At 42.4% G+C, this 16,524-nt stretch carries 15 protein-coding genes and 2 pseudogenes; 7 read left to right on the top strand and 10 right to left on the bottom strand.

Going from position 1 to position 16,524, the window contains the following annotated elements:
• Nucleotides 1-48: 48 nt before the first annotated feature.
• Nucleotides 49-645: a FadR/GntR family transcriptional regulator gene (locus tag FNL97_RS03890; protein WP_062679233.1), complete on the bottom strand. Its 597-nt coding sequence runs from the start codon at nt 643-645 to the stop codon at nt 49-51.
• 168 nt (nt 646-813) lie between these two features.
• Nucleotides 814-4,125, bottom strand: a complete 3,312-nt coding sequence (gene dnaE, locus FNL97_RS03885; RefSeq protein ID WP_062679234.1) for a DNA polymerase III subunit alpha — start codon at nt 4,123-4,125, stop codon at nt 814-816.
• Between the two features lie 108 nt (nt 4,126-4,233).
• On the opposite strand from dnaE, the gene ytrH reads away from it, so the two are divergent.
• Nucleotides 4,234-4,575: a sporulation membrane protein YtrH gene (gene ytrH, locus FNL97_RS03880; RefSeq protein ID WP_062679235.1), complete on the top strand. Its 342-nt coding sequence runs from the start codon at nt 4,234-4,236 to the stop codon at nt 4,573-4,575.
• Nucleotides 4,572-5,081 carry a sporulation membrane protein YtrI gene (ytrI, locus tag FNL97_RS03875; protein ID WP_015864791.1) on the top strand — a complete coding sequence of 170 codons (510 nt, stop codon included), beginning with the start codon at nt 4,572-4,574 and terminating at the stop codon, nt 5,079-5,081. The genes ytrH and ytrI overlap by 4 nt, the downstream gene beginning before the upstream one ends.
• 45 nt (nt 5,082-5,126) lie before the next feature.
• On the opposite strand, the gene FNL97_RS03870 is transcribed toward ytrI, so the two are convergent.
• Nucleotides 5,127-6,074: a DHH family phosphoesterase gene (locus FNL97_RS03870; RefSeq protein WP_015864792.1), complete on the bottom strand. Its 948-nt coding sequence runs from the start codon at nt 6,072-6,074 to the stop codon at nt 5,127-5,129.
• 124 nt (nt 6,075-6,198) lie between these two features.
• On the opposite strand from FNL97_RS03870, the gene FNL97_RS03865 reads away from it, so the two are divergent.
• Nucleotides 6,199-6,510, top strand: coding sequence for a YtpI family protein (locus FNL97_RS03865; RefSeq protein ID WP_015864793.1), 312 nt, complete (start codon nt 6,199-6,201; stop codon nt 6,508-6,510).
• Between the two features lie 25 nt (nt 6,511-6,535).
• Here the strand turns inward: FNL97_RS03865 and FNL97_RS03860 are convergent, their stop codons facing one another.
• Both FNL97_RS03860 and FNL97_RS03855 read right to left on the bottom strand, forming a co-directional pair.
• Nucleotides 6,536-7,846, bottom strand: a complete 1,311-nt coding sequence (locus FNL97_RS03860; RefSeq protein WP_062679264.1) for a CBS domain-containing protein — start codon at nt 7,844-7,846, stop codon at nt 6,536-6,538.
• Between the two features lie 128 nt (nt 7,847-7,974).
• Nucleotides 7,975-8,655 (bottom strand): metal-dependent hydrolase, encoded by a 681-nt coding sequence (locus FNL97_RS03855; protein ID WP_062679236.1) that lies wholly within the window; start codon nt 8,653-8,655, stop codon nt 7,975-7,977.
• 128 nt (nt 8,656-8,783) lie between these two features.
• On the opposite strand from FNL97_RS03855, the gene FNL97_RS03850 reads away from it, so the two are divergent.
• A complete protein-coding gene (locus FNL97_RS03850; RefSeq protein WP_062754962.1) occupies nt 8,784-9,878 on the top strand; it encodes a M24 family metallopeptidase in 1,095 nt (364 codons plus the stop codon).
• A 71-nt stretch (nt 9,879-9,949) separates the two neighbouring features.
• Here FNL97_RS03850 and FNL97_RS03845 read toward each other — a convergent pair.
• The 3 genes and pseudogenes from FNL97_RS03845 to FNL97_RS17895 form a co-directional block, all read right to left on the bottom strand.
• Nucleotides 9,950-10,252: pseudogene (locus FNL97_RS03845) on the bottom strand (alanine dehydrogenase); the annotation flags it as partial.
• A gap of 191 nt (nt 10,253-10,443) precedes the next feature.
• Nucleotides 10,444-11,205: an SDR family oxidoreductase gene (locus FNL97_RS03840; RefSeq protein ID WP_015864798.1), complete on the bottom strand. Its 762-nt coding sequence runs from the start codon at nt 11,203-11,205 to the stop codon at nt 10,444-10,446.
• A gap of 121 nt (nt 11,206-11,326) precedes the next feature.
• Entirely contained in the window at nt 11,327-11,470 is a 144-nt protein-coding gene (locus tag FNL97_RS17895) for a hypothetical protein (RefSeq protein WP_015864799.1), read from the bottom strand.
• A 113-nt stretch (nt 11,471-11,583) separates the two neighbouring features.
• Here FNL97_RS17895 and FNL97_RS03835 point away from each other — a divergent pair, with 113 nt between their 5' ends.
• On the top strand, nt 11,584-12,033 hold the full coding sequence (locus FNL97_RS03835; RefSeq protein WP_015864800.1) for a universal stress protein: 450 nt from the start codon (nt 11,584-11,586) through the stop codon (nt 12,031-12,033).
• 23 nt (nt 12,034-12,056) lie between these two features.
• On the opposite strand, the gene argH is transcribed toward FNL97_RS03835, so the two are convergent.
• Nucleotides 12,057-13,436 carry an argininosuccinate lyase gene (gene argH, locus FNL97_RS03830; RefSeq protein WP_015864801.1) on the bottom strand — a complete coding sequence of 460 codons (1,380 nt, stop codon included), beginning with the start codon at nt 13,434-13,436 and terminating at the stop codon, nt 12,057-12,059.
• A complete protein-coding gene (locus FNL97_RS03825; RefSeq protein WP_015864802.1) occupies nt 13,433-14,641 on the bottom strand; it encodes an argininosuccinate synthase in 1,209 nt (402 codons plus the stop codon). Before FNL97_RS03825 ends, argH begins: the two co-directional genes overlap by 4 nt.
• A 189-nt stretch (nt 14,642-14,830) precedes the next feature.
• On the opposite strand from FNL97_RS03825, the gene FNL97_RS03820 reads away from it, so the two are divergent.
• Both FNL97_RS03820 and FNL97_RS03815 read left to right on the top strand, forming a co-directional pair.
• The gene (locus FNL97_RS03820) at nt 14,831-15,145 is read left to right on the top strand and encodes a hypothetical protein (RefSeq protein ID WP_015864803.1); all 315 of its coding nucleotides are present in this window, start codon (nt 14,831-14,833) and stop codon (nt 15,143-15,145) included.
• Nucleotides 15,146-15,239: 94 nt separating this feature from the next.
• Nucleotides 15,240-16,484 (top strand): annotated as a pseudogene (locus FNL97_RS03815) (acetate--CoA ligase); the annotation flags it as partial.
• Between the last annotated feature and the right edge of the window lie 40 nt (nt 16,485-16,524).

Below are 16,524 nucleotides of genomic sequence, written 5' to 3'. Positions count from 1 at the left end.
ATCATTACTACTGTATCGGAAATGAGTAATATTTTTTGTAAAACGGTGTCATCTTTCTTTCGACAATCGATGTTGCGTATATGTTTCCCAAATTTTCGCCACAGCGGCAACATCCCGCTTCGCAAACGCTTTTAGCATCTGTTCATAAAATTCATCTGGAAATGCATCCTCATCATAGATTGTTTGCGAAAAGTTATGGAGCACGCGCCAAATCCGTTCGAGCAAATAGTTTTGTGAAGCTACTGTCACCCATTTGAAAAAAAGCTCATAACTGATCGTTTTTTGTCGAACGCTTTTTTCAAGTTGAGCCAGTTCCTGTTCTGTCCATCGTTGACAAGCAAGCTGCAAACAAAGCTGTTCTATAAGCCTTTTCGTTTCCGCTAAATCCTCTTTTGCTCGCTCATCTTGTAAAATAAACATTCCGAGTAAATTAATAAGCTGATGATTCCCAACTTCTTTGATATACGTTCCTTCTCCTCTTCGCGTTTCAATTAAGCCGAGAAATTCAAGCGCTCTTAACGCCTCGCGCACAGAAGAGCGACCGACTTGCAGACGCTCTGATAATTCTCGTTCAGAAGGTAGTTTATCGCCGGCGACAAGTCCGTCTTCGCGAATGATCCGGCGGATTTGTTCGAGCGTTTCAATGTATACTTTTGCGTCTTTTACTTGTTACCCCTCCCTGCATGCTTGCTCTATGCATTGTTCAGGAAATTCTAACGAAATCATGTATTTCTTTCCTCCAATTTCCATCACTGGTCTGACCACTTAATGCTTATACGATATAACAAAATTGAAAAATAGTAAAGAAATAAATTATTTTACTACAATATGTTCATCTCCTAGCAGCGCTTTCAATGAAGCGATACATTCATCTGTTAAAGCGACATCATATTCTTCCGTAAGCTTCACCATCTTTTGCACTTGCTCGTAATATAGAAAGACAGGCGTTTTTCCATGATATTTTTGCAGCAGCTCTTTTAGCGTAAACAATTTTCCAGACGCTATATGTTCCGGACGAATTTTTACATAAAGCGCCTCCATCGCAGGTACGTCTGCTTTGCGAATGACTAGCTGCGCTTTCCCTTTACGAACCTCTACTTTTCCTTCTAATAACCGCACTGTTCCCTTTTTTAAAACTGAAGAATAACGACGATATACATCTGGAAACGCAACCACATCCATTTCCCCGCTTTCATCACTAACCGTAAAGAAAGCCATTTCCTCTCCTGTTTTCGTACGTGTTTTTCTCTCTTCCACAATATATACACCCACTTTAACAGGAAAGTCCGTTTTTTCCCTTATTACACTCATGACTGAGCGGACACCATCCAAACGGAACACCTTCCGATAAGCAGATGTTGGGTGAGGAGAAACATAAACACCGAGCAATTCTTTTTCGTACATTAACTTTTCCTCTAATGACAAAGAAGGTGCTTCTACATATTTTGGCTTCAATGATATATCTGAAAATAATCCTTCTTCGACATACGGACCAACAAGCTGCGCATGTTCTAAAGCAACATCGATGCTTGCTAATAATGATGCTCTTTCGATTCCAAATTCATCAAAGCAGCCTGACAAAATAAGAGATTCTATCGTTTTTCGGTTGATGCCTTTTCCGAATAAGCGAACACAAAAATCAAAAAAGTCCGCAAAAGGCCCCTTTTTTCGCTCTTGTACAATCGCTTTGACTGCCGCTATTCCAACATGTTTAATTGCGGCTAAACTGTAGCGAATCTTTTCATGCTCCACTGAGAAAGAATAACGGCTTTGATTAATCGAAGGCGGCAATATTTCAATCTGTTTTCGTCTTGCTTCATAAATATATAAAGATACTTTTTCTTCGTCTCCGATCACGCTCGTTAATAATGCTGTATAAAAATAAAGCGGATAATGGGCTTTTAAATAAGCAAGTTGGTAGGAAAGCATGCTATAAGCAACGGCATGACTTCGGTTAAACCCATAATTAGCAAAACGGACAATCATATCATATACATCATTTGCAAACCCTTCGTCATAACCTTGGTCGATACAGCCTTGTACGAACTCATTCCGCTGTTGATCTAAAATTTCTTTTTTCTTTTTCGCGACTGCCCGGCGCAATAAATCTGCTTTTCCTAGCGAAAAACCGGCAATGTTCGCAGCGATTTGCATAATTTGTTCTTGATAAATAAGAACACCATATGTCGGCGCTAAAATCGGCGCTAAATCTGGATGAAGATAAGAAACGTTTTCTTCTCCGTGCTTTCTCTTTATATACGAAGGAATGTAATCGATCGGTCCAGGCCGATATAACGCGTTCACCGCCACGATATCCTCAAATTGTGACGGCTTCAATTGCTTTAATACCTGCTTCATCCCATCCGACTCTAACTGAAAAATTCCATTGGTGTCTCCCTTGCTGACCAGCTCGTATGTTTTGCGGTCATCAAGCGGAATGGAACGCACATCGATGGTTTTCCCTGTTTGCTGCTGAATAAGACGGCATATATGTTCAAGCAATGTTAACGTGCGCAAACCAAGAAAATCCATCTTTAATAGACCTAGCCGCTCTAACACGTCCATCGGGTATTGCGTTAAATACAATTCACCATGGCCTTGCTGCAACGGAACGATTTGGGAAAGCGGCTCACTGCTAATAATCACACCCGCCGCATGTGTCGAAGTATGGCGCGGAAGCCCTTCAACCTTCATTGCGATTGCAATCCATTGTTTCAACAAGGAAGAAGCTTGAACCGCTTGGCGAAAAGCAAATGATTGATGATATGCTTCTTGAATCGTTATTCCATGTTTGTTAGGAACATACTTGATGATGTTTTCCATCTCTTTCGAATCAATCTGTAACACTTTGCCAATGTCCCGGAGGGCCGCTTTAGCGCCAAACGTACCGAACGTAATGATTTGCGCCACATATTGTTGTCCATACTTATTGGCGACGTATTGAATAACTTCTTCACGCCGGTCATCGGGAAAATCAATATCAATATCCGGCATCGACACCCGTTCTGGATTTAAAAACCGCTCAAATAATAGCCCGTATTGAATCGGATCGATGTCTGTAATATAAAGTGTATACGCGACAAGCGATCCTGCTGCCGACCCTCGCCCTGGACCCGTAACAATCCCTTTTTTTCGAGCGAAATTCATAAAATCCCAAACGATAAGAAAATAATCGCTGAAATCCATTTGCTGAATGACATCGAGTTCATATTCAAGCCGTTTGATGTAAGCATCAGAAGGGGACGAAACTCGTTCATATAGTCCTTTCAGACAAAGGTGCCGCAAATAATGATCTGCGTTTTCCTTTTCTGGAACAGGGTATTTCGGCAGCTTTAATGTGTCCAAGCTGATATGAAGATGGCATTGATCCGCGATTTTTCTGCTGTTTTCCACCGCCTCGGGCAAATCAGAAAACCGCTTTTTCATTTCCTCTGGCGATGTTAAATATCGTTCTCCATCTGTCGCCATCCCCGTTTTTATCACCGCGCCTTGTTTGATCGCTAATAAACAGTGCTGCACAAACGCATCTTCTTTTTCAATATATTGAACATCGTTTGTTGCCACAAGCGGGGTATTGGTTTCGTTGCTTAAATGAATCAACTGCTGCTCATACGGTTCTTGCTGCTTATTTTCTCCTCGCTGTACGGAAAGGTAAAAATCATCTCCAAAAATTTGCTTATATCGTTCTAACACTTGCTTTGCCTTTGTTATTTCGTTATGGGCAAGCAATGTTTCAATTTGCCCGCTTTTTCCTGGGGTTAGTGCAATTAATCCGCCACGATAATGCCATAGCCATTTTTCTGGAATTCCTTCTTGTGTTTTCGTTTGAATCGTACTGCTTATTTTTATTAAATGCTGATAGCCTGTTTCGTTTTTTGCTAATAAAACGAGCGGATATGTGCTTTCCCCCTCCAGCACAATGTCTGTGATCATCCCAATAATCGGCCGAATGCCGTAACGTTTACATTCCATATAAAAAGGAATTGCTCCGTACAATACGTTTTCATCTGTTAATGCCAGTGCAGAAAATTGCAGGTCTTTTGCCTTTTTTACCAAATCGCTGATTTTCGCTGGGCTTGTTAACAGGCTGTAACAGCTGCGAACGTGAAGGTGAACAAACGACAACAATCTCCCCCTCCTTTTCCTCCATTATAGTGGACAAAACTTTTTCATTGCAAAACATACTCTTCCCCGATCATCCATATACATAGTAAAAGAAAGGGTGGGACGAGTATGAGCGAAAAGATGCCATTTTTGTCTGCTTTTATTCAAAGTTATTTTATTGCTGTCGGCGTGCTGTTAGGCGGTGCGATGATCGGGGCGCTCGGCGCGTTTTTAAGCGGAGAACAGCCGCTTACGGCAATGTATCGATTTGCCGGTGATTTGCGAATTTGGGCTGTGGTTGCTGCCATTGGAGGAACGTTCGATACGTTTTATATGGTAGAACGGGGATTCTTTTTTGGGGAAACTCGCGACATTATTAAACAGTTTCTTCTCATTCTTTCCGCGATGGGAGGCGCGCAGACAGGCGTTACCATTATTACTTGGCTGACACAGGAGCATATTTCTTCATGAGAATCCCGCCTCATTACAACTATCCAACATGGCAGCGTTTTTTTGCCGGCGTTGCGATCGGAGCGCTCATCAGCTGGTTTGTTTTTTTACATTTATTCGGCGTCTTGCAAGAAAAACAAGTTCGAAAAATCATCGAACTTCAAGACAAAATTGCCGATTTGGAAGATGAAATCCGCATTTGGCAAGAAGACTATGTCAAACAGAATAAAATAAACAAAAAAAAATTGATGGTACAAGAAATTTCTGTCCACCTCGTCAACGCGGAGCAATATAAACTTGACTCTTATACGACGTTTCGCATTGAAGAAAGCGTAAAGGAGGATGTTTCCCACTTAAAAGCAAAAGATATCGAAACCGTTTATAACAGCCGGGAGTTGCTAAAGCGGGCTATTGAAAATAAAACATACACCATCAACGAGCAACCGTATAAGCTGGAAATTTATCAGATGTTCGTCTTTACTACTTTATCGATTGAACTAAAATTAAAACCGCTGCCTTCCTCATAAAGAGAAAATGTCCCGGATCTTGCCATACCGGGACATTCCTTCATTTTATTGAGAAAGACACGCTGCTTTCAAATCTTCAATGACGCGGTCCGCATCATCCCAAGAATCAATCGAAGCGCCTGCGGCAAGCGGATGGCCGCCGCCACGATATTTTTTCGCTACTTCATTGACAATTGGGCCTTTGGAACGAAGGCGGACGCGAATTTCTTTCTCTTCCTCGATAAAAAATACCCATGCGACAACTCCTTCGATATTGCCAAGAAGGCCAACTAACTGCGATGCTTCGGAAGCAGTAACGCCATATTGCTCAAGCAGCGATTTCGGCATTTTTATCGCTGCCACTCCTTCTTTCGATACCGTAAAATTTTGCAGCACATATCCACTTAAATGCGCCACATTCAACTTCGTACGATACAATCCATCATATAGCTCCGTCAATGAAAATCCATATTGAATCAGTTCGCTTGCATAACGAAACGTTTTTTCGCTCGTTCTTGGGAAAAGGAAACGGCCTGTATCTCCGACAATCCCCGCGTAAATAAGACGTGCCGCTTCTTTTGTCATCACAAGTCCTTCTTCTTTACCAGCTAAATAAAATTCATAAATCATTTCGCTTGTGGAACTTGCGTTTGTATCTACCCATAATATGTCTCCATATGGGTCTTCGTTTGGATGATGGTCAATTTTAATCAATTGTTTGCCAAGCCGATAACGATCATCGCAAATCCGATCTGTATTTGCCGTATCACAAACAATCACGAGCGCATTTTCATATGTTTTGTCTTCAATGACATCCATCCGCCGTAAAAATTGCAACGACTCTTCTTCCTTCCCAACCGTATACACCGTTTTTTCTGGAAAAGAGGCTTTCAAAATCTCCGCCAATCCTCCTTGTGACCCATACGCATCAGGGTCTGGGCGCACGTGGCGATGAATGATGATCGTATCAAATTGATGGATCGCTCTTAAAATTTCCAAACATTTCTCTTTCATCTTTCTTCCCCTTTTTTGCGGCTGTATTTTTTTTCATTATACGCGAACAAGAAAGGTCATTGCTAGAATTCTTCCTCATTTCTATGTACAATAAGGTAGAAAGAAATAATGGAGGGTGCTATTTATGCCAACACTCGTGATTTTCATTATATTTTCCTTTTCTTTTTACGTCTATTATAAAATAAAGTATTTTCGCTCCCACCGTCCGATGGAACGACGTTGGCTTTCCGCCAAATCAAGCATTGCTCTCGGTCTATTCGTGTTCTTTTTCGGATTAAATCAGTTTTTTCTCCATTCTTCCACCGTCACCTATATTATCGGTACTATTTTCTTGCTAATTGGCGCCGGAAGCGCGTGGGCGGGCTATCGCGCCTATAAGCATTATTTGCCTCTCGTTTTGGAAGAAGCAAAACAAACAGCAAAAAACGGGGCGTAAATCGCGTCCCGTTTTGATACGACTTCTAACGGTCAATTAATTGACACATCATTAGCGCTTTTCCAACGACGACACCTTCGTTATACACTTCCACATCGACTTTTCCAAATTTCCGTCCAATTTCTAGCAGTTTCGCTTTCACATCGATCGTGCTTTCGATTTGCACTGGTTTAATAAAATAAATCGTAATATTTTCAATCACTAAATCTCCGCGTTTATATGCCCGAAGCGCGCGCGTAGCCGCTTCCGTCACAATCGTTGTAAATACTCCATACGATAGTGTTCCTAAATGATTCGTCATTTGCGGAGTAATCGTGCAGCGAAACATCTCCTCTTTCCCGTCACTATTGGCTTCCTGAAATTGGCTTGTAATAATATCATCAATGGTTTCACCAACTTGCGGCTGGCGTTGAATCATCTGAAGCGCTTTTAATACGTCTTGGCGGCTAATAATTCCTTGAAGCCGGTTATGTTCGTCAACAACTGGCAATAATTCGATGCCTTCCCATACCATGATATGGGAAGCGGAGGCGACCGATGTCTTTCCTTTTACCGTGATCGGGTGCTTTGTCATCGCCTTTTCAATCGGCAATTTTCGGTCAAAATCAAGCACATCTTTTGTAGTAACAACTCCTTGCACTTTTAACTGCTGATCCACAACCGGAAACCGGCTATGTCTTGTTTCACGATTGAGCTCATACCAACGTTCAATCGGATCGGTCGTATATAAATATGCTGTTTTTTCAAGCGGTATTAAAATATCTTCGACAAGAACAATTTCCTTTTTAATTAACTGGTCATAAATCGCTCGGTTAATCATCGTCGCTACTGTAAACGTATCGTAGCTTGTCGAAATAATCGGGAGCTGTAATTCGTCTGCTAATTTTTTTACATGGTCTTCTGTATCAAATCCGCCGGTGATTAATACGGCTGCTCCGGCTTCGAGCGCCCGTTCATGCGCTTTCGTACGGTTTCCGACAATCAACAAATCGCCAGCGCCTGTATAGCGCATCATCGCTTCCAGCTGCATCGCGCCAATAACGAACCGGTTCAGCGTTTTATGCAATCCTTCGCGCCCGCCTAACACTTGCCCATCAACAATGTTTACCACTTCTGCATACGTAAGTTTTTCAATATTTTCTTTCCTCTTCTTTTCAATCCGAATTGTACCGACCCGTTCAATCGTGCTCACATACCCTTTATTTTCCGCGTCTTTAATGGCGCGATAGGCGGTTCCTTCACTTACCCCCATTTCTTTCGCAATTTGCCGCACAGAAATTTTTTCACCGACCGGTAAACTATGAATATATTGCAAAATTTGTTCGTGTTTTGTCATCGCCAAGTTTCTTCACCCTTTACATAGTCTCCTATTTTCATTATACGGGTGGAGCAAATTCAATTCAATGAAACGACCAAACACACTTGTTCCTAAAAAAAGCGCCTCCATAAGAGACGCTTTTTCATTTATAATTCAATACCTTCTCCTGGTTTTAATACACGTCCTACGCCATCAGGAAGCAGCGCAACAAATTGGTGCGGATCTTGGGCGATGACCGGGAACGTATTGTAGTGAATCGGCACGACTATTTTCGCGCGAAGCCATTCCGCCGCAACCGCAGCATCTTCCGGTCCCATTGTGAAATTATCTCCGATCGGCAAAAATGCGACATCAATAGAATTGCGCTCACCGATCAGTTTCATATCCGAAAACAACCCCGTATCTCCAGCGTGATAAATCGTTTTGCCTTCGGCGGTGAATAAAATTCCAGCCGGCATACCCAAATAAATAATTTGCTTGTCCTCTGTCACATAACCGGAACCATGGAACGCTTGCGTTAATTTCACTTTTCCAAAATCAAATTGATGCGCTCCCCCGATATGCATCGGGTGGGTATTTACTCCTTGCCATCCTAAATATGTAGCTAATTCAAAAGGAGCAACGACGAGCGCGTTATTTTTCTTAGCCAGCTGCACTGTATCCCCAACATGGTCGCCATGACCATGAGTAAGCAAAATGACATCTGCTTTCACATCTTCCAATTTTAAATCTGTCGCGCCGTTACCTGTAATAAATGGATCAATAAAAATCGTTTTCCCGTTTGTTTCAATTTTTACGACGGAATGTCCATGATATGTTACTTTCATGATCATCCTCTCCTTTCATCATTATTATTCGCGGTGGTGGATGCATTTCCCTGCCCATACGCTTATAAACATTTACATTTTCTTATATTCCTGCTACTCTCAAAGTATATAGAAAGGAAGGGTGCAGAATGAACAAACGACTTCAATTATTTTCCGAGTGGCTTCAAGAACAACATATTTCATTTGCGCTTATTACGTCAAGTCCGAACGTCTTTTATTTAAGCGGGTTTTATTGCGACCCTCACGAGCGGCTTTTAGCGTTGCTCATCTTTCCGCAAGAAGAGCCGGCATTAATTTGCCCGCAAATGGAAACGGCACGCGTAAAACAAGCTGGATGGACATACGAAATTATTGATTACACCGATACAGACAATCCATGGCAGCTGCTTGAGCATCATGTTCGCTCAAGAAATATTGCTGTAGAGCGAATTGCTGTCGAAAAAAGCCATCTTTCTCTCGAACGATACGAACTGCTTCATACCTATTTCCAAGCGCGTTCATGGATAAACGCGGAAGAAAAGCTGCGGCAATTGCGAATGATCAAAGAGGAGAAAGAAATTGCCGTATTGCGCCAGGCGGCAGAACTTGCAGACTATGCCGTCGAAGTAGGAGTAAACGCAATTGCCGAAGGGAAAACAGAACTAGATATTATCGCAACCATCGAATACGAAATGAAGAAAAAAGGCGTACGGGAAATGTCGTTTGCCACGATGGTACTGACCGGCAAAAACACCGCTAACCCACACGGTGTGCCGGGACTGACAGCCATTCAACGTGGTGATTTTGTTCTATTTGATTTAGGCGTCATTGTGGACGGCTACTGCTCTGATATTACAAGAACGGTCGTCTTCGGCGAAGCGACAGAGGAACAGCAAATGATTTATGATACGGTTCTGCGCGCGCAGCTTGCGGCGATTGATGCCTCTAAACCAGGCGTGGAAATCGGCAATGTCGACCGAGCCGCAAGATCGATTATTGAACAGGCAGGATATGGTCCATATTTTACACATCGCGTCGGCCATGGTTTAGGCATCGAATTACATGAATATCCATCTATGAATGCAACAAATACGATGCCGCTAGAGCGCGGTATGACGTTTACCATTGAACCGGGCATTTATGTTCCTTCTGTCGGCGGGGTGCGTATTGAAGACGATGTGTTCATCACCGATAACGGTGCAGAAATTTTAACGAAATATCCAAAAGAGCTTATAATCGTTTAAAGACAGATAAATAAAAGAAGCGGTCTTTCGGGATGTTGCCGAAAAGGCCGCTCTTTTTGCCGAAAACAAGATTATGATTGTTGTAACAATGTTTTCGCATCTTTATAAGGCAATCCATGTGCCTGCGCTACCGCCTCATACGTAATATAACCGTTCAACGTATTAATTCCTTTCAACAACGCTTCGTTTTGCAAACAAGCTTCTCGATATCCTTTATTAGCGATTTGCAGCGCGTAAGGTACGGTAACGTTTGTCAGCGCAAATGTTGACGTTCTTGGCACCGCACCAGGCATATTCGCTACTGCGTAATGAACAACTCCATGTTTCACATAGATTGGATCATCATGGGTTGTAACGCGATCGGTCGTTTCAAAATCATTTGCTTACTATAACATATTATTTTGTTAATAAAAGGTGAGATCATCATTACTTATCTTTCTCCTATTTTCACTTAAATAAACGATCACTTTTATCTATCAAATGTTTTTTTCACATCCAATGGAACATAGAAAAACAGAAAAATCACCCCACTGCATCGAGCAAGGTGATTTTTGGAAAAATGCGCTTATGTCCAGTATCGATGAATAACATTTACTCCTCCTGTCACATCGATGATCGCTCCTGTAATCATGTCTGAATCTTCTTCGCATAAGAAAGCAACAACACGAGCGATATCTTCCCCTGTTCCCGAGCGCCCAATTGGTGTCTCATTGTCTTTTATTGTACGCGAATAGGCGATCGTCGCTTCTTTCATCTCTCCAACAATATTGCCTGGGCAAACCATATTAGCTGTAATGCCATATTCCGCTTCTTCTAGCGCGATTGTTTTCGTTAATGACACTAACCCGACTTTTGCGGCACTGAACGCGGATCGGTTCGGCCATCCCGGCGCTCCTGCCGCACCTTGAAAACCATATGTAATAATGCGACCAAATCGTTGTTTTCTCATCACTGGAATCGTTTTTTTCAATAAATGAAATACCGCACTTAAATTTCCTTCAATCATTTCGTACCACTCATCTTCTGTATAATCAGCTAATTTTTTTCGCTCAAAAATATACGGCCCTGCGTTATTAATTAAAAAATCAATCCGCCCAAACCGATCTAACGCCGCGTCCACAAGCGCAGATAAATCCTCTTTTTTTGTGACGTCACCGCGAACAAATTGAAGCCGCTCTTTTAGATGGGCATACTTTTCTTGCAGTGATTGTACCGCTGTTTCATCACTTCGATAATTGACGGTTACCGAATATCCTTTTTCTAACAACAGTTCCGTTACTTTTCTCCCCAGCCCTTTCGCTCCGGCTGTGATGAGGGCATGTCGCACATCTACTCCTCCTCACCTTAACAACTTCCTGTCTTTACTTTACTATAAAGATATGTCTAAACGCATCCATCTCGCTTAAAAAAAATCATCATGGCGCATAAACACCATGATGTAGTGGAAATTATTCACCAACTTCACGCTTTGGATTATAGTGAAGTTCATCACGATCAACAACCCCGCTATGATATGCATCCATAATTTGCTCGCTAACCATTTTTACTGCATCTTCATCATAATCGAAATCTTTTCTATAGTTTTTTTCCATAATTATATCCCTCCTCGTTCATAGAAATATCATACATATGGTAGTTTCTCATTACTTGTAGCAGGTATACTAATAATAGAGATAGCACTTTTATCCAAAGGGAGTGGAGAACAATGACAATGACGTATAAGACGATTGTTGTTGCTATTGATGGTTCCAAAGAAGCGGAATGGGCATTCAAAAAAGCGATCCAAATTGCTAAACGTAATAATGCGAAACTTATTCTTTCTCACGTCATTGATTTACGGAGCTTTGCCGCCCCATTTGAATTATATGACAGCACCGCCGTTAAACGGTCTGAAGAATACGCAAAAGAGCTTTTAAACGGTTACCAACAACAAGCGTTGGACGCTGGATTAAACGATGTGGTCATCGACATTGAATTTGGCTCCCCAAAAGTAAAAATCGCTAAAGATGTAGCGCAAAAATATAAAGCTGATTTGATCATCTGTGGAGCAACAGGATTAAACGCAGTCGAACGCCTGTTAATTGGAAGCGTTTCTGAACATATCACCCGCTATGCGAAGTGCGATGTGCTTGTCGTGCGAACCGAAAAAGAATAAAGAAAAACACTCCGCAGCATCCGCTACGGAGTGTTCACTATTTTTTTAGCTTTTTCCAACGCTTTTCTTACTTCGGAAAAACCTGTTCCGCCCGCGCTATTGCGGCGGTTAACAGCGGTGTATGGCTTAAGCGCTTCATATATATCTTCTTCAAACAACGGTGACGCTTCCTTATAGACATCCAGCGGCAAATCGGCTAAAAATACGCCTTTTTCAATACAAATTAGCACGAGTTTGCCAACAATCTCATGCGCCTCGCGGAATGGTACCCCTTTGTTGGCTAAGTAGTCGGCAAGCTCCGTTGCATTCGAAAAATCTTGTTTTGTCGCTTTTTCCATAACATCGACGTTTACTTTCATCGTTTTAATCATACCAGCGAAAATTTTCAGCGATCCAGTGACCGTTTTCACCGTATCGAACATGCCTTCTTTGTCTTCTTGCATATCTTTGTTGTACGCAAGCGGCGTTCCTTTCATCACTGTCAAAAGCGCTAATAAATTTCCGTATACCCGTCCCGTTTTTCCGCGAATTAATTCTGCCATGTCCGGATTTTTCTTTTGCGGCATAATGCTGCTTCCTGTGGCGAACGCATCGTCAATTTCAATAAATTGAAACTCTTGGCTTGACCAAAGAATAAGCTCCTCGCAAAAACGTGATAAATGCATCATCAGCATGGAGCTGTTGCTTAAAAATTCAATGATAAAATCACGGTCGCTCACCGCATCGATACTGTTTTCGTAGATGCCGTCAAAGCCAAGAAGTTCCGCGGTCAAATGACGGTCAATTGGAAACGTTGTTCCAGCGAGCGCTCCCGCCCCGAGCGGTGATTTATTAATGCGCTTTAATGATTCACGGAATCGCTCGCGGTCGCGTTCAAGCATCCAAAAATACGCAAGCAAATGATGGGCAAACGAAATCGGCTGCGCCCGCTGCAAATGTGTATATCCCGGTACAATTGTTTCCACGTGCTCCTCCGCTTTTTCGACAAGCACCTTTTGCAATTCTTGAATAAGCGCGATGATTTCCGTTACGCGTTTGCGCAAATATAAATGCATATCGGTTGCCACTTGGTCGTTGCGGCTTCTTCCTGTGTGCAGTTTCCCACCGACAGGGCCAATTTCATCAATAAGCATTTTTTCAATATTTAAATGAATATCCTCGTAGGCAACAGAAAATTCGAGCTTGCCTTGTTTCGCTTTTTCTAGCAGCGTAAACAGTCCGGCCTTGATTTTCTCCACATCCTCACTTGGCAAAATTCCGCATTTGCCAAGCATCGTTGCATGAGCGATGCTGCCCTCTATGTCTTCTTCGACTAACTCTTGGTCGAATGGGATCGACGCTCCAAACTCGTCGACCCACTCTTCCGCTGTTTTCTTAAAACGTCCTCCCCAAAGCTTTTTCACACGTTCACCTTCTTTTGATTGTTGACGATGCTGTATACTTTCGTTGGCAATCCGTACAAGGAAATAAAGCCAACGGCCGCTTGATGATCAAATTGGTCATCCGCCGTATATGTCGCAAGCTTTTCGTCGTATAAGGAGAACTCTGATTTGCGCCCTTCGATAATCGCATGCCCTTTAAACAGCTTCACACGCACCACGCCAGTTACGTTCTTTTGCGTTTCTTTTAAGAAAGCGACAAGCGCGTCTTTAATTGGTGAGAACCACAAACCGTTGTAAATGACTTCCGCTAATTTTTGCTCGATAATCGGTTTAAAATGCGCTACTTCCTTTACAAGTGTTAAGTCTTCTAATTCTTTATGCGCCTTAATTAACGTCATCGCTCCAGGACATTCATACACTTCGCGCGATTTAATGCCGACTAGGCGGTTTTCGACATGGTCGATGCGTCCAACCCCATGTTTTCCGGCAATGGCGTTTAACTCCAAAATTAGCGAAGCGAGCGAATACGGCTTGCCGTTTAATGTCTTCGGCACGCCTTGTTCAAAACCGATTTCAATGATTTCCGGCACATCCGGTGTATTCTCCAACGCTGCCGTTAATTCGTATGCTTCTTCCGGCGGAGCCGCCCAAGGGTCTTCTAAAATACCGCACTCGTTGCTTCTGCCCCATAAGTTTTGGTCAATCGAAAACGGACTGTCTAGATCGACTGGAATCGGAATGCCATGTTTTTTCGCATACTCGATTTCCTCTTCACGCGACCAGCTCCATTCGCGAACCGGCGCGATCACTTCCAAATTTGGATTTAGCGCTTTAATGGATACTTCAAAGCGAACTTGGTCGTTTCCTTTTCCTGTACATCCATGCGCAACAGCAACCGCCCCTTCCAATTCCGCAATTTCCACTAATTTTTTCGCAATAAGCGGGCGCGATAAGGCGGAGACAAGCGGATATTTTCCTTCATAAAGCGCATGTGCCTGCAATGCAATAAGCGCATATTCATCAGCAAATTCTTCCTTGACATCAATAACATATGACTTAATCGCTCCGACTTTTAACGCTTTTTCTTTCACGAAATCAAGATCTTTTCCTTCTCCAAGGTCTAAACAGCAAGCAATGACATCATAACCTCGCTCTTGCAGCCACTTAATCGCAACAGATGTATCTAAACCACCGGAATACGCCAGCACAAGTTTCGGATTCGTCATATTGTATTCCCCTTCCCTTTCACATAAATATACTTACGCATAAATAAATATTCACCAAGTATATTATCACTTTATCAGTTTTTATAAGGTTTTTCAATAGTTATTCATGAAAAAGTATAAAAATACTGAAAGTTGGTTCTTTCTGTTCTTTTTTATAAAATAGAAAATAAGGGAAAGCGAGGGAGAAGCATGGAGCAATATTTCATTTATGATCAACGTCTTGGCATTCCATTACCGAAACTTGAAAAAGACTGGGAGGATTATAGCGAAGACGAACAACACGCAATTTTGCTGCGATGGGAAAATATTCGTGGAACCATTCCCGACCGTATTGCCGAATTAGAAAAAATTATTAACGAAAAACAAGATCAGTTGAGTGATGAAAACGATTTTGAGCGATCATGCCGGTTAAATTCGGAAATAGCCGAACTCGCCTCGATCATCAACGATTTATGGATTTGGTATCGGATGAATCAAACGGTATCGATGCGCGCTCATCAATAAAACAATGAAGGAGCGAAAAGATGGCAGAAAAATGCTCCTTCTTTTTTTGCCTCTGGATACAATATACTATTTTATTTTTAAATAATATATTGAATCGAATAAAGAACAACGTTCAAAATTACCTCCAAGAGAAAAAATGCCAACATTAGAGCATATTTTTGTCATTGATGAAACAAATGACCATAACGATTTATCATTTTGGGAAACGCTTTCAAAAGAGTCTGTCGATCATCAGACCGAAGAAACAACTGTGGACGATTTACTAGCTATCCAATACACATCCGGATCGACGGGGATGCCTAAAGGAGCCATGTGGTCGCACAACTTGCTCATTAACATATATCCTTATATGCGATACGCCATCGATTTACGGGATGATGATGTATTTTTAGGAGGAGCCGATCCGGGATGGGCTTACGGGCTGATCTTTTGCACATTTGCGCCAATGTGCTTTGGCGTGCCAATCGTCTTTTACGAAGGACCGTTTAAACCAGAAACGTACTATTCTCTTATGGAAAAATATCATGTAACGAATTTCGCTTACGCACCGACCGCTTATCGCGCGATGGTCGCAGCAGGAGCAGAATTAATCAATAAATACAATATCCGCGTGCGGGCAATGAGTTCCGCGGGAGAACCGCTTAATCCGGAAGTGATCCGCTTTTTCCAAAAACATTTAGGGGTTACTGTCCACGACCAATATGGGCTATCGGAAACGTTAATGCTGATCGGCAATTTCAACGCGGTTGACATGGAGATACGCCCTGGTTCGATGGGATGGGTGCTGCCGGGATTTGAAGTCGCGCTGCTCAGCGAAGAAGGCGTTCCGGTAGAGGACGGAAATGTTGGACAAATTGCTTTTAACACGAATTCCATTCCAAACGTGTTCAAAGGTTATTGGAAAGATCCTGAAAAAACGGCGGAGAGATTGATGGGAAATTGGTTTCTCACTGGAGACTTGGCAACGAAAGACGCGGACGGATACTTTTGGTTCCAAGGCAGGGCCGATGATATTATCTCCAGCGCCGGATACCGCATCGGGCCTTTTGAAATCGAAAGCTGCCTCATTGAACATCCAGCGGTAGTGGAAGCAGCGGCCGTTGGAAAGCCAGATCCATTAAAAGGGGAAATCGTCAAAGCCTTCGTCGTATTGGCAGATGGATTTACTCCATCAGACGAATTAGCGCAAGAATTATCATTATTCGTGAAAAACCGTTTATCAAAACACGAATACCCTCGCGAAGTGGAATTCGTAACGGAACTGCCTAAGACGCCTAGTGGAAAAATCCAGCGATTTATCCTACGCAATCAAGAAGTCGAAAAACAAAAAAACACCTAATCAGGTAAAAAAGTGTCCGATTCCTTGAACGGACACTTTT

Origin of the sequence: Geobacillus sp. E263 (assembly GCF_007197795.1) — a bacterium.
In the GTDB taxonomy this organism is placed as follows: domain Bacteria; phylum Bacillota; class Bacilli; order Bacillales; family Anoxybacillaceae; genus Parageobacillus_B; species Parageobacillus_B toebii.
The sequence above is the reverse complement of the archived record's forward strand: the minus strand, read 5'-3'. Positions and strand labels throughout refer to the sequence as shown.

Excerpts from the sequence above, each read along its gene's own strand:
- FNL97_RS03820 (WP_015864803.1), top strand. The coding sequence starts at position 14,831 with ATGGAGCAATATTTCATTTATGATCAACGTCTTGGCATTCCATTACCG.
- FNL97_RS03855 (WP_062679236.1), bottom strand. The coding sequence starts at position 8,655 with ATGAAAGTAACATATCATGGACATTCCGTCGTAAAAATTGAAACAAAC.
- FNL97_RS03835 (WP_015864800.1), top strand. The coding sequence starts at position 11,584 with ATGACAATGACGTATAAGACGATTGTTGTTGCTATTGATGGTTCCAAA.
- ytrI (WP_015864791.1), top strand. The coding sequence starts at position 4,572 with ATGAGAATCCCGCCTCATTACAACTATCCAACATGGCAGCGTTTTTTT.
- ytrH (WP_062679235.1), top strand. The coding sequence starts at position 4,234 with ATGAGCGAAAAGATGCCATTTTTGTCTGCTTTTATTCAAAGTTATTTT.
- FNL97_RS03850 (WP_062754962.1), top strand. The coding sequence starts at position 8,784 with ATGAACAAACGACTTCAATTATTTTCCGAGTGGCTTCAAGAACAACAT.
- FNL97_RS03870 (WP_015864792.1), bottom strand. The coding sequence starts at position 6,074 with ATGAAAGAGAAATGTTTGGAAATTTTAAGAGCGATCCATCAATTTGAT.
- FNL97_RS17895 (WP_015864799.1), bottom strand. The coding sequence starts at position 11,470 with ATGGAAAAAAACTATAGAAAAGATTTCGATTATGATGAAGATGCAGTA.
- FNL97_RS03860 (WP_062679264.1), bottom strand. The coding sequence starts at position 7,846 with ATGACAAAACACGAACAAATTTTGCAATATATTCATAGTTTACCGGTC.
- FNL97_RS03825 (WP_015864802.1), bottom strand. The coding sequence starts at position 14,641 with ATGACGAATCCGAAACTTGTGCTGGCGTATTCCGGTGGTTTAGATACA.
- FNL97_RS03865 (WP_015864793.1), top strand. The coding sequence starts at position 6,199 with ATGCCAACACTCGTGATTTTCATTATATTTTCCTTTTCTTTTTACGTC.